Raw genomic sequence first — 11,493 nt, 5'->3', positions numbered from 1 at the left:
TGCGCGCATGGCACAAGGCAAGCGCATCTCCTCGGACATAGCCCCCGACGCCCTGCAGGCGATCCAGCAACTCGGCGCCGCCGCCAAGGCCGCGCGGCTGCAGGCTGGCGAAGGTCAGGCCGCGGCAGCAGCCCGACTGGGCGTGCATGTGCAGACCATCGGGCGTATCGAAGCCGGCGAGCCCGGCGTGGCCGTCGGGCATGTGATCGGCCTGTTGGCGCAGTATGGGCTGGCGGTGTCCATCGACGCATCGGTGCCGCCGCAGTCATCGCCAGCTTCGCGTACCTAACCGCAGCGTGGCCCCCGCCGTCTGTTGCCGCTCGGTCTCTTTGTATGCAAGCGCTGTGGCCCGAGGTGCGACAGGCTGACACCAAGAGTCCGCAGCGATTCTGGTGGTAACCCGTAGCTGACGTGCGTCTCCAGCACCTAGACTCCCCGACTTTTTTGACAAGAGTTCATGAGGGAGAGCATGCACATGGGAGCCGAAACTCGACGATGGGCGACAGGCTGCGCGAGCGGCTTGGCACTGGCGCTTCTGGTCGGATGCGGTGGTGGTGGCGGCCAGGCGCCGGCAACCGCTCCGGCTCCAGCCCCAGCCCCAGCCCCAGCCCCAGCCCCCAAGAGCGTGCTCAGCGGCAAGGTCATCGACGGTTATGTCAGCGGTGCCACCGTGTGGCTGGACATCAATGGCAACCAGAAGCGGGATGCCGACGAGCCCTCGGCGCTGTCCAAGGCGGCGGGCGCCTATCAGCTGGAGCTCAGTGAGTCGCAGCAGGCCTGCTTGCCCTACGCCACGCTCTACGTCGATGTGCCTGTGGGTGCGGTGGACGAAAGCAGCGGAGCGGTGACGCAGGCCTATCAGATGTCGGTCGCCCCAAGGTTCCAGCCCATCAGCGAGGCCCAGGTGCTGCACATCTCGCCCTTGACCAGCGCGATCTGGGATCAGGTGCGCACTCGCCTCACCGCCTCTTCGCCGAGCCTCAGCAGCTGCGATCAGCTGCGACAGAACCAGCAGCTGCGCGAGAACATGGTCAACGAGATCAAGACCGTGATGGGTGATCTGGTGCGCCGACACAATCTGTCGGAGGCGCGCATTCATGCCGACTTCATCCAGACCCAGGACAGCCAGAGCTATGCACTGGCGCAGGACATCGTCAAAGGCCTGAAGGCGGGCTATGCCTACAAGCAGAAGCTGCATGTGCAATACCCCGATGCCAGCCATGTGCGCGCCGAGGTCTACCGCGGCCGCGGCACCAGCAACCTCTATGACCAGGCCGGCGTCTGGTACCGCAATGTCTCGGTCTGGCGCCCCTCGGGCTACAGCAACGAGTGGGTCGTGCTGGGCAGCGACCTGAGCAAGGTGGAGCGCGTTCTGCATCTTCGCAGTCAGGATCAAGAGCCCTGGGGTGCGGCCACGCTGAAGACCACCCGCACCGCTTATAACTACCAGCTCGATGCGAGCGACTACATCTGCGTGCTCGATGAGGGCGTCGAGCAGCAAAAGGACGGCGTCACTTACGAACTGGTCGTGCACTACCAGGCCCCCAAGCGGGAGACCGACCCGCTGGCCTGCATGGGTGAGGCTCATGCCACGCCGGGAAGCACGGGCATGCGTGACTACTACGCGAACTACACCGTGGGGAGGGTCAGCTATACGAGCGTACTGCGCTTCGACAGCTCCCACCCCGAGCACCAGGCCCTTGCGGACTGGCATCACCTGCAAGGCAAGAGTGCCCAGCTGGACTTCAGCAGCGTGATCAAGCGCATCGCCAGCAGCGGCTTCCGCTTCGACGAAGAGGTCAAGGTCGCCACGGACGGCTGGTACAAGCGGTCGACCGACGACAGCGGCCTGCGTGTCATCGTTGAGAAGCAGAGCACCGGCAGCTTGTCGCGCACCAGCACCCGCGCAGATGGCACAAGCCTCAAGGAATGCAGCAGCGATGCTGGCAAGTCCTGGAGCGCTTGCGGGGGCTGACGCCCATGCTGTGTGCCGTCGTCGTCGTCCTCGCCCTGGTGGCGGTTGCCAAAGCGCTGGCCGGTCTTGTCTTCGCCGGCTGGCAGCTGGGTGCAAAGTGAATGCCCCCGAGGCTGCTCATAACCACCTCGCCAACTTGTACATTCTCAGACTTCGCCCAAGCCTGCAGCACGAGCACATGCCCAAGAACCCGCACAAGCCTTTTGTCATCGGTGTCGCAGGAGGCAGCGGCAGCGGCAAATCGACGGTGACGCGAGAAGTCTTTGCCGCGATCGGGCCGGAGAAGGTGGCGGTCGTGATGCAGGATGACTACTACCGGGACCAGTCCCACATGCCGCCTGAAGAACGGCGCAAGCAGAACTACGACCATCCCGATGCCTTTGACTGGCCGCTGATGACGCAGCACCTGGCCGCGCTGCGCAAGGGCGAGGCGATAGCGATGCCGGTGTATGACTTCGCAGCCGACAACCGCTCCAGCGAGACCATCACCGTGCAGCCCGCACCGGTGATCGTGGTCGAGGGCCTGTTCGCCCTGTACGACACCAAGCTGCGCAACATGATGTCGCTGAAGATCTATGTGGACACGGCCTCGGACGTGCGCTTCATCCGTCGGCTGCAGCGCGATATTTCGGAGCGTGGCCGCAGCACCGAGTCGGTGGTGAACCAGTACCTGGAAACGGTGCGCCCGATGCACAAGCAGTTCATCGAGCCGACCAAGCGCAACGCCGACGTGATCTTGCCGCACGGCGCCAACGGTCCGGCGGTGGACATCATCACCACCAAGGTGAAGAGCCTGTTGCACGATTACGAGCGTGGCTGAGGCCCAGGCGCCCGTCGCTCGGGCGTCCTGGAGCCCTGACCCCGGAACCGAGGGCTGAGACAATGCCCGCATGGGCGAATTCGACCTGATCAAACGCTTCTTCACGCGCGACACGGCTGCACCGCAGTCCGGTGTCGCGCTCGGCATCGGCGACGACTGCGCCGTGCTGAGCCCGACGCCGGGCACGCAGTGGCTGGTGTCCACCGACATGTTGGTCGAGGGCCGGCATTTCTTGTCGACCGTCGCGCCCGAGCGGCTGGGCCACAAGGCGCTGGCGGTGAATCTGTCGGACCTGGCGGCCAGCGGCGCCACGCCGCGGGCCTTCACGCTGGCGCTGGCGCTGCCGCGTGTGGATGAAGTCTTCCTCGCAGGCTTTGCGCGCGGCTTGTTCGCGCTGGCGGATGCGCATGGCATCGCGCTGGTCGGTGGCGACACCACGGCCGGGCCGCTGAACATCTGCATCACGGTGATGGGCGAGGCGCCGGCCGGCACGGCGCTGCTGCGCAGCGGCGCGAAGGCGGGCGATGACTTGTATGTCTCCGGCACGCTGGGCGATGCGCGGCTGGCGCTGGAGGGGTTCCGTGGCACGGTGCAGCTCAGTGGCGAGGACTTCGCTACCGCGCGCCGCGCGATGGAGATACCGCAGCCGCGCGTGGCGCTGGGCCAGGCGCTGCGTGGCTTGGCGAGCAGCGCGATCGATGTGTCGGACGGCTTCGTCGGCGACCTGGGCCATGTGCTGGCGCGCTCGGGCCTGGGCGCTGTCGTTGACGCCGATGCGCTGCCGCGCGGCCCGGCTATAGCCAAGCAGCCGCTGGCGTTGCAGCGCCTGTGCACGCTGGCTGGCGGCGACGATTACGAGCTGGTCTTCAGCGCGCCGCCTTCCACGCGCGACGCGGTGTTGGCCGCCGCGGCAGCCAGCGGCACGCCGGTGACGCGTGTGGGCCGGCTGTGTGCCGGTGACGAACTGCCGGCCGGGCAGCTGCGGCTGATCGATGCGCAGGGTCAGGTCTTGCCCGAGGATGCCGTGCCGGCAAGCTTTGACCACTTCAAGACCAACGCATGAGCCAAGCAGAGCAAGAACAACAAGCGCAGGCGCAAGAAGCGCCGCCGCCTGTCGCTGTCGCCTCCGCAGCAGCAGCGACGGCCGCCGCGCCGCCGTCAGCGTCCGGCCCGCGCCGCGCCACCGCGCGCTTCATGCTGGGCCATCCGGCACACTGGATCGCGCTGGGCTTCGGCAGCGGGCTCTCGCCCAAGGCGCCGGGCACGGTGGGCACGCTGTGGGCCTGGGCGGCGTTTCTGGTCTTCGACGTCTGGCTGAGCGAGGCGCAGTGGCTGGGGCTGATCGCCATCGGCACGTTGGTCGGCTGGTGGGCCTGCACGGTGACGGCGCGCAATCTGGCAACGCCTGACCCCAGCGCCGTGGTGTGGGACGAGGTACTGGCCTTCTGGCTGGTGCTGGTGCTGGTGATGCCTACGGGCTTCTGGGGGCAGCTGGTGGCCTTCGCGCTGTTCCGCTTCTTCGATGCGGTGAAGTTCGGGCCGGTGGCCTGGGCCGATGGGCTCTTCAAGGGCCAGCGCGGCGCGCCGGTTGGCTGGGCGCAGGGCTGGGGGATTCTCTTTGACGATTTCGTCGCCGCCGGATGTACGCTCCTGGTGATCGCGCTATGGCGCGCGCTCATGGCATAAGCACGCGAGGCAAGGAGATCCGCCATGCTGTTCCCCGACGAATCCGAACTGATCCATCGCATCGCGCTGGCGCTGATCCAGCGCTGCGAGCGCATGGCGACTGCCGAGTCCTGCACCGGCGGCCTGATTGCCGCGGCCTGCACCAGCCTCTCCGGCTCCAGCCAGTGGTTCGAGCGTGGCGTGGTGAGCTATAGCAACCAGGCCAAGACCGAGCTGCTGGGCGTGCCCGCGGCGCTGATCGAGTTGCATGGCTCGGTCAGCGGCGAGGTGGCGTCGCATATGGCGCGCGGCCTGCTGGCACATGCGCCGGTGGACTGGGCGCTGGCCGTCACCGGCATCGCCGGCCCCACGGGCGGCAGCGCGGGCAAGCCGGTGGGCACCGTGTGGCTGGCGCTGGCCCAGCCCGGCAAGCCGCCCAAGGTCTGGCAGGAGCTCTTCCCAGGCGACCGCCACGAGGTGCGCATGGCCACGGTGCGCGCGGGCCTGATGGCGCTGTGCGAGGCGCTCGAAGACAAGGATTGAAGAAAGGGCGCCTGGCCATGGCCTTGCTACTGACGGGCCGCTGGGGCGCGGCCGAGCGCGACCAGTACCTGGCGCAGCTGCAGGCCCAGCTGCCGGGCGAGCCCTGGGTGCTCGACGCGCCGCGCGACGCGGCCGAGGCGGCGTCCATCGAGGTGGCCGTCGTCGCCAATCCCGCGCAGGGTCTGCTGCAGCAGCTGCCGAACCTGCGCCTGATCCAGTCGCTGTGGGCGGGCGTGGACAGGCTGCTGGCCGACCCCACGCTGCCCGCTGGCGTGCCGCTGGCGCGCATGGTGGACCCGGCGATGAACGAGGCCATGGTGCAGACCGCGCTGTGGGCGGTGCTGGGCCAGCACCGGCATTTCTTCGAACTGCAGCTGCAGCAGCGCGAGGCCGTATGGCGCCAGCCGCCGCAGCTGCGCGCGCACGAGTGGCAGGTGCTGGTGCTGGGCCTGGGGGAGCTGGGCGGGCGCGTGGCGCGCACGCTGGCGCAGCTGGGCTACGCCGTCACCGGCTACAGCACGCGCGAGACGCGGATCGAGGGCGTCGAGCATTGCGTGCACGGCGAGGCTGCGCTGGCCGAGGCCCTGGCGCGCGCCGACACGGTGATCAACCTGCTGCCGCTGACCGAGGCGACGCGCGGCTTCTTCGACGCCGCCCGCTTTGCGCAGATGAAGCGCGGCGCCGGCCTGGTGAACCTGGCACGTGGCGCACAGGTGGTGGAGGCCGACCTGCTGGCTGCGCTGGACGCGCAGCAGATTCGTCATGCGCTGCTCGATGTGTTCCAGACCGAGCCGCTGCCGGCCGAGCATGCCTTCTGGTGGCACCCCGGCGTGACCGTGCTGCCGCACACCGCGGCGCAGACCGACCCGCGCAGCGCCTGCGCGGTGGTGGCGGCCAATGTGCGTGCGCTGCGCGAAGGCCGGCCGCTGGCGCATCTGGTGGAGCGCGGGCGCGGCTATTGACGGAGACGGCTCAGGGGCGCAGCGCCAGCTGCGGCGCGCGCGGCGCAGCGGCTTCGATCAGCATCAGCGCCAGGCGCTGCAGCCCGGCCCAGGGATCGGCCGGCCAGCCGGGGTGGCGCAGGCCCTTGACCAGGCCGTCGCAGATCTGCGCGGCCTGCACCAGCGGCAGCAGTTCGGCGCTGCTCTTGATGCCGGGGACGATGCGCTCGAAGAGCTTTTCCTTGGGGCCCCAGACGCGCGCCTCGCGCAGCGCCATCGGCAGCGGCTTGCCGGCATCGACTGCCTCGCGCACGCGGCGCAGCGCGCGGATGTCCTCGGCCAGCGCCCAGTGCACCAGCACCGCGGCCTCGCCCTCGGCCTGAAGGCCTTCGAGCATGCGCAAGGTGCGCGACAGCTGGCCGCCGAGCACCGCTTCGCTGAGCTTGAACACGTCGTAGCGCGCGACGTTGAGCACCGCGGCTTCGATCTGCGCGAACGTCAGCTCGCCGGCCGGGTGGAGCAGCGCGAGCTTCTGCAGTTCCTGGTGCGCGGCGAGCAGATTGCCCTCCACGCGGTCGGCAAAGAAGGCCAGCGCCTGCTGGCCGGCCTCGCCGGCTTCGACGCGCTGGCCCTGTGCGGCCAGGCGCTGCGCCAGCCACTGCGGCAACGCGCGGCGCTCGATCGGGTCCACGCGCACCGTCACGCCGTTGGCGTCCAGTGCCTGGAACCAGGCGCTGTTCTGCTGCGTGCGGTCCAGCTTGGGCAGCGTGACCAGCGTGACGATGTCCTCGCTGAGGTTCGCGCAGTAGCGCTGCAGCTGCTCGGAGCCGTCCTTGCCCGGCTTGCCCGAGGGGATGCGGATCTCGATGAACTGGCGCTCGGAAAAGAGGCTCAGCTCCTGCGCGGCGGCGAGCACCGGGCCCCAGTCGAAATAGGCGCCGCTGACGGTGAAGACCTGGCGCTCGCCGAAGCCCTGCGCGCGTGCCGCAGCACGGATCGCGTCGGCCGCCTCCTGCGCCAGCAGCGGCTCGTCGCCCCACACCGTGTAGAGCGGCTTCAGGCCTTTGGCGAGTTGCGGCGCGAGTGCGTCGGCGCGGAGCTGCATGGCTGGAAGCTCAGCGGGGGAGGCGGACCGACGAGAGCCGGCGCATCACCTGCGCCACCGCATCGGCCTGCATATTGCGGAAGAGCTGCGCCTCCTCCTGCTCCTTGGCCAGCGCGGCGGCTTCGGTGTAGTTCATCTCGCGCGTCATCAGCAGCTCGGCGCGTGGCAGCAGCACTTCGCCGGCCGGCGTGCGCAGCAGATAGTCCAGGCGCAGCTGCAGTTGCCATTCGCGCACCAGGCCGGCGCTGGTGGTGGCCACGACGCGGCGCTTGCGGCTGTCTTCGCTGGCTTCCAGCACGACCTCGGCGCGGTTGGCGTCGTCGAGCAGCTTGACCGGCGTACGCGCGATCTGACGCTTGAGCTCGGCCGCCAGCGGCGAGTCGGCCTTGAAGCCGAGCAGGCCGATGGTGCTGAAGTGCAGCTCGGGCTCGCGCCGCGGCGCGAAGCCGCAGCCGGCCAATGGCGCGCTTAGCAAGAGGCCGAGTAGGCGCCGGCGTTGCACTTGCGCCGCCGAGAACCCAGCGACACCCGAGGCTCCGGCTTTGCCGGGCCAGCGGGTGTGCCCCCTTGAGGGGGCGCGCGAAGCGCGTAGGGGGTGGGTCATGTTTCAGACGACGACGTTGACCAGGCGGCCGGGCACGACGATGACCTTCTTGGCCGGCTTGCCTTCGGCGAACTTGGCGAAGTCTTCGCTGGCCAGCGCTGCGGCCTCGATGGCGGCCTTGTCGGCAGCGGCGGGCACCTTGATCGCGCCGCGCAGCTTGCCGTTGACCTGCAGCATCAGCTCGATCTCGTCCTGCACCAGCGCGCCTTCGTCCACCGTGGGCCAGGGCGCATCCAGCAGCTCGCCCAGCTCGGCGGCGAAGCCCAGCTCCTGCCACAGCGCGTGGGTGATGTGCGGGCAGGCCGGGTAGAGCACGCGCAGCAGCACCGAGAAGCCCTCGCGCACGGCAGCATCCTGGCCGGCGGCCTTGAAGCCTTCCAGTGCATTGAGCAGTTTCATCGCACCGGAGACCACGGTGTTGTACTGCATGCGCTCGTAGTCATACGAGACCTGCTTGAGCACCAGGTGCACCTCGCGGCGCAGCGCCTTGCCTTCGCCGCTGAGCGCGGCGAAATCGGTGCCGCCGGACTGGATCGCCGCGGCGTTCTTGGCGCCGAAGCCCCAGACGCGCTTCAGGAAGCGGTGCGCGCCCTCGACGCCAGCATCGTTCCATTCCAGCGTCTGCTCCGGCGGCGACGCGAACATCACAAAGAGGCGCGCGGTGTCGGCACCGTATTCGTTGATCAGCTCCTGCGGATCGACGCCATTGTTCTTGGACTTGGACATGGTGCCCACGCCCTCGTAGTCCACGGCTGAGCCGTCGCTCTTGAGCTTGGCGCCGGTGATCTTGCCGGACGCATCGAAGACGTTCTCGACCTCATGCGGCCAGAAGTACTCGATGCCACCCTTCTCGCCGCGGCGCGAGTAGATGTGGTTGAGCACCATGCCCTGGGTCAGCAGCTTGGTGAAGGGCTCGTCCACCTTGACCAGGCCCAGGTCGCGCATCACCTTGGTCCAGAAGCGGGCGTAGAGCAGGTGCAGGATCGCATGCTCGATGCCGCCGATGTACTGGTCCATCGGCATCCAGTACTGGGTGCCGTCGGCGACCATCGCCTCGCTGTTCTGCGCGTCGCAATAGCGCATGAAGTACCACGAGCTGTCCACGAATGTGTCCATCGTGTCGGTCTCGCGCTTGGCGGGCTTGCCGCACTTGGGGCAGCTGCAGTTCAGGAAGTCGGCGCGCTTGTTCAGCGGGTTGCCACTGCCGTCGGGGATGCAGTCCTCGGGCAGCACCACCGGCAGGTCCTGGGCCGGCACCGGCACGGCGCCGCAATCGTCGCAATGGATGATCGGGATCGGCGTGCCCCAGTAGCGCTGGCGGCTGATGCCCCAGTCGCGCAGGCGCCAGGTGGTCTTCTTCTCGCCCAGGCCCTTGGCACCGACGAGCTCGGCGACCTTGCTGACGGCGGCCTTGTGGTCGAGACCATCGAGCACGCCGGAGTTGACGCAGCGGCACTTCTGCTTGTCGCCATACCACTCGGCCCAGGCATCAAGGCTGAAGCTCTCGCCGTCGACCGCGACGACCTGCTTGATCGCGATGCCGTACTTCTTCGCAAAGGCGAAATCGCGCTCGTCATGCGCGGGCACGCCCATCACGGCGCCGTCGCCGTAGCTCATCAGCACATAGTTGCCGACCCAGACCTCGACTTCAGCGCCGGTCAGCGGGTGCGTGACGAAGAGGCCGGTGCGCTGGCCCTTCTTCTCCTGCGTGGCGAGTTCGGCCTCGGTGGTGCCGCCCTGCTTGCATTCCTCGATGAAGGCGGCGAGCTGCGGGTTGGTCGCTGCGGCATGCGTGGCCAGCGGGTGCTCCGGTGCCACGGCGCAGAAGGTCACGCCCATGATGGTGTCGGCGCGCGTGGTGAACACATACAGCTTGCCGTCCTGGATCAGCGCGCCGTCGGCGCCCTTGATCTGATGCGGGAAGGCGAAGCGCACGCCCTCGCTCTTGCCGATCCAGTTCTCCTGCATCAGGCGTACGCGCTCGGGCCAGCCGGACAGATAGCTCTTGTCCTCGGGGTTGGCCACGGCCGAGAGCAGCTCCTCGGCGTACTTGGTGATGTTCAGGTAGTAGCCGGGGATCTCGCGCTTCTCGACGATGGCGCCCGAGCGCCAGCCGCGGCCGTCGATGACCTGCTCGTTGGCCAGCACGGTCTGGTCCACCGGGTCCCAGTTGACGACCTGGGTGCGGCGCTCGCAGATGCCCGCCTCGAGCATCTTGATGAACAGCCACTGGTTCCACTTGTAGTAGTCGGGCTTGCAGGTGGCGATCTCGCGCGACCAGTCGATCGCCAGGCCCATGGCCTGCATCTGGCCCTTCATGTAGGCGATGTTCTCGTAGGTCCACTTGGCCGGCGGCACCTTGTTCTTCATCGCCGCGTTTTCAGCGGGCAGGCCGAAGGCGTCCCAGCCCATCGGCATCAGCACATTGAAGCCCTTCATGCGCAGCTGCCGGGCCAGCATGTCGTTGATCGTGTAGTTGCGCACATGGCCCATGTGCAGCTTGCCGCTGGGGTAGGGCAGCATCGAGCAGGCATAGAACTTCGGCTTGCTCGAGTCCTCGACGACGCGATAGGCGTCGCGGGCTTGCCAGTGGGCGTGGGCGGCCTTCTCGACCTCGGACGGGGTGTACTTGTCGTTCATCATCTGTGGGACGGCGCTCGGGCGGAAACAGCGTCGCGCAGGCGTGCCCGCGCTGAAGGGATGGATTGTAGGAGGCCGGGGCCGCAGGCCCCCGCTGGGCAGACTGGGCTCAGCCCGGCAGCTTGGCTTCGGCGACGAAGGCGATGCGCTGCAGACCGGCGTCCTGCAGCCAGCCGATCAGCTCGGCCACGCTGCCATAGGGCACGGTCTTGTCGGCGCGCAGCTGCACTTCCATCTGCGGGTTGCTCTTGCCCAGTGCAGCCAGGCGCTGCCGCAGCATCTCGGCAGGCAGCTTCTCGTCGCCCAGGAAGAGGCTGCCGTCGGGCGTGATGGCCACGTTGACATAGGCCGGCGCCTCGCTGGGCGTGGCGGCCTGGCTGCTGGGCAGGTCCAGGCGCAGGCTGGTGCTCATCAGCGGCGCAGTGATCATGAAGATCACCAGCAGCACCAGCATCACGTCGATCAGCGGCGTCATATTGATCTCGCCCATCGGGGGCGGGGTCTCGCGACGCTCCAGGCGACCGAAAGCCATCTTGCGTCAGACGCCCGGGGCGTCGCCGTCCAGCATCTCGCGCAAATCGTGCGCGAAGCCTTCGAGCTCGATCTCGCAGGCGGCGACCAGCTTGCCGAAGACGTTGTAGGCCAGCACGGCCGGGATCGCTACGGCCAAGCCGGCGGCGGTCATGATCAGCGCCTCACCCACCGGGCCGGAGACCTTCTCGATGGTGATGTTGCCGGCCGCCGAGATGCTGACCAGCGCGTGGTAGATGCCCCAGACTGTGCCGAACAGGCCGATGAAGGGCGAGGTGCTGCCAATGGAGGCAAGCAGCACCTGGCCCAGTTGCAGGCGACGCAGCACCGCGTGCAGCGCGTCGCGCAGGCGGCGGGTGAGTTGCGATTCGCGCCGGCCGGCGGCTTCCAATGTGCCGCGGTTGGCGGCGGCGGTGGCGGCGTCAAGCAGCGGCAGCAGCAATTCCTCGCGGTCATAGTGCTGCAGCGCGCCACGGCCGGCTTCGATGTTGGCAGCGGCCCAGAAGGCGGGCACGGCCAGGGCGATGTCGCGGCGCGCGCGGCGCAGCAGCCAGCCCTTCCAGAGGATCAGCACCCAGGCACTGATCGACATCGCCAGCATCAGCAGCGCGACGCCACGGATGACCGCATCGGCCTGGTCCCAAAACTCAGCGAAGCCCGTCATGATCG

12 protein-coding genes are annotated in these 11,493 nt (G+C 68.3%); 7 read left to right on the top strand and 5 right to left on the bottom strand.

Annotation, left to right across the window (positions count from 1 at the left end):
• Positions 1–7: 7 nt before the first annotated feature.
• The 7 genes from AC2EBS_RS15310 to AC2EBS_RS15280 all read left to right on the top strand — a co-directional run bounded on the left by AC2EBS_RS15310 (position 8) and on the right by AC2EBS_RS15280 (position 5,965).
• Positions 8–289 (top strand): helix-turn-helix domain-containing protein, encoded by a 282-nt coding sequence (locus tag AC2EBS_RS15310; RefSeq protein WP_484729301.1) that lies wholly within the window; start codon positions 8–10, stop codon positions 287–289.
• A gap of 336 nt (positions 290–625) precedes the next feature.
• A complete protein-coding gene (locus tag AC2EBS_RS15305) occupies positions 626–1,975 on the top strand; it encodes a hypothetical protein (protein WP_484729300.1) in 1,350 nt (449 codons plus the stop codon).
• A 178-nt stretch (positions 1,976–2,153) separates the two neighbouring features.
• Positions 2,154–2,795: a uridine kinase gene (udk, locus tag AC2EBS_RS15300; RefSeq protein WP_484729299.1), complete on the top strand. Its 642-nt coding sequence runs from the start codon at positions 2,154–2,156 to the stop codon at positions 2,793–2,795.
• A gap of 70 nt (positions 2,796–2,865) precedes the next feature.
• Positions 2,866–3,858: a thiamine-phosphate kinase gene (gene thiL / locus AC2EBS_RS15295; protein ID WP_484729298.1), complete on the top strand. Its 993-nt coding sequence runs from the start codon at positions 2,866–2,868 to the stop codon at positions 3,856–3,858.
• 131 nt (positions 3,859–3,989) lie between these two features.
• A complete protein-coding gene (locus AC2EBS_RS15290) occupies positions 3,990–4,481 on the top strand; it encodes a phosphatidylglycerophosphatase A family protein (RefSeq protein ID WP_484729455.1) in 492 nt (163 codons plus the stop codon).
• 24 nt (positions 4,482–4,505) lie between these two features.
• Positions 4,506–5,003 carry a CinA family protein gene (locus AC2EBS_RS15285; RefSeq protein WP_484729297.1) on the top strand — a complete coding sequence of 166 codons (498 nt, stop codon included), beginning with the start codon at positions 4,506–4,508 and terminating at the stop codon, positions 5,001–5,003.
• Positions 5,004–5,020: 17 nt separating this feature from the next.
• The gene (locus AC2EBS_RS15280; RefSeq protein WP_484729296.1) at positions 5,021–5,965 is read left to right on the top strand and encodes a 2-hydroxyacid dehydrogenase; all 945 of its coding nucleotides are present in this window, start codon (positions 5,021–5,023) and stop codon (positions 5,963–5,965) included.
• 10 nt (positions 5,966–5,975) lie between these two features.
• Here AC2EBS_RS15280 and holA read toward each other — a convergent pair whose 3' ends face one another.
• The 5 genes from holA to AC2EBS_RS15255 all read right to left on the bottom strand — a co-directional run bounded on the left by holA (position 5,976) and on the right by AC2EBS_RS15255 (position 11,488).
• Positions 5,976–7,049 carry a DNA polymerase III subunit delta gene (gene holA, locus AC2EBS_RS15275; protein ID WP_484729295.1) on the bottom strand — a complete coding sequence of 358 codons (1,074 nt, stop codon included), beginning with the start codon at positions 7,047–7,049 and terminating at the stop codon, positions 5,976–5,978.
• Between the two features lie 10 nt (positions 7,050–7,059).
• The gene (locus AC2EBS_RS15270) at positions 7,060–7,524 is read right to left on the bottom strand and encodes an LPS-assembly lipoprotein LptE (protein ID WP_484729294.1); all 465 of its coding nucleotides are present in this window, start codon (positions 7,522–7,524) and stop codon (positions 7,060–7,062) included.
• A 132-nt stretch (positions 7,525–7,656) separates the two neighbouring features.
• Positions 7,657–10,293, bottom strand: coding sequence for a leucine--tRNA ligase (gene leuS / locus AC2EBS_RS15265; protein ID WP_484729454.1), 2,637 nt, complete (start codon positions 10,291–10,293; stop codon positions 7,657–7,659).
• 109 nt (positions 10,294–10,402) lie between these two features.
• The gene (locus AC2EBS_RS15260; protein ID WP_484729293.1) at positions 10,403–10,825 is read right to left on the bottom strand and encodes an ExbD/TolR family protein; all 423 of its coding nucleotides are present in this window, start codon (positions 10,823–10,825) and stop codon (positions 10,403–10,405) included.
• A gap of 6 nt (positions 10,826–10,831) precedes the next feature.
• Positions 10,832–11,488 carry a MotA/TolQ/ExbB proton channel family protein gene (locus AC2EBS_RS15255; RefSeq protein WP_484729292.1) on the bottom strand — a complete coding sequence of 219 codons (657 nt, stop codon included), beginning with the start codon at positions 11,486–11,488 and terminating at the stop codon, positions 10,832–10,834.
• Between the last annotated feature and the right edge of the window lie 5 nt (positions 11,489–11,493).

The organism is Roseateles sp. T103, from assembly GCF_057219915.1.
This window is presented reverse-complemented; position numbering and strand designations above follow the sequence as displayed.

Coding starts and splice junctions, on each gene's coding strand:
- AC2EBS_RS15310 (WP_484729301.1), top strand. CDS start 8: ATGGCACAAGGCAAGCGCATCTCCTCGGACATAGCCCCCGACGCCCTG.
- udk (WP_484729299.1), top strand. CDS start 2,154: ATGCCCAAGAACCCGCACAAGCCTTTTGTCATCGGTGTCGCAGGAGGC.
- thiL (WP_484729298.1), top strand. CDS start 2,866: ATGGGCGAATTCGACCTGATCAAACGCTTCTTCACGCGCGACACGGCT.
- AC2EBS_RS15290 (WP_484729455.1), top strand. CDS start 3,990: ATGCTGGGCCATCCGGCACACTGGATCGCGCTGGGCTTCGGCAGCGGG.
- AC2EBS_RS15285 (WP_484729297.1), top strand. CDS start 4,506: ATGCTGTTCCCCGACGAATCCGAACTGATCCATCGCATCGCGCTGGCG.
- AC2EBS_RS15280 (WP_484729296.1), top strand. CDS start 5,021: ATGGCCTTGCTACTGACGGGCCGCTGGGGCGCGGCCGAGCGCGACCAG.
- holA (WP_484729295.1), bottom strand. CDS start 7,049: ATGCAGCTCCGCGCCGACGCACTCGCGCCGCAACTCGCCAAAGGCCTG.
- leuS (WP_484729454.1), bottom strand. CDS start 10,293: ATGAACGACAAGTACACCCCGTCCGAGGTCGAGAAGGCCGCCCACGCC.
- AC2EBS_RS15260 (WP_484729293.1), bottom strand. CDS start 10,825: ATGGCTTTCGGTCGCCTGGAGCGTCGCGAGACCCCGCCCCCGATGGGC.
- AC2EBS_RS15255 (WP_484729292.1), bottom strand. CDS start 11,488: ATGACGGGCTTCGCTGAGTTTTGGGACCAGGCCGATGCGGTCATCCGT.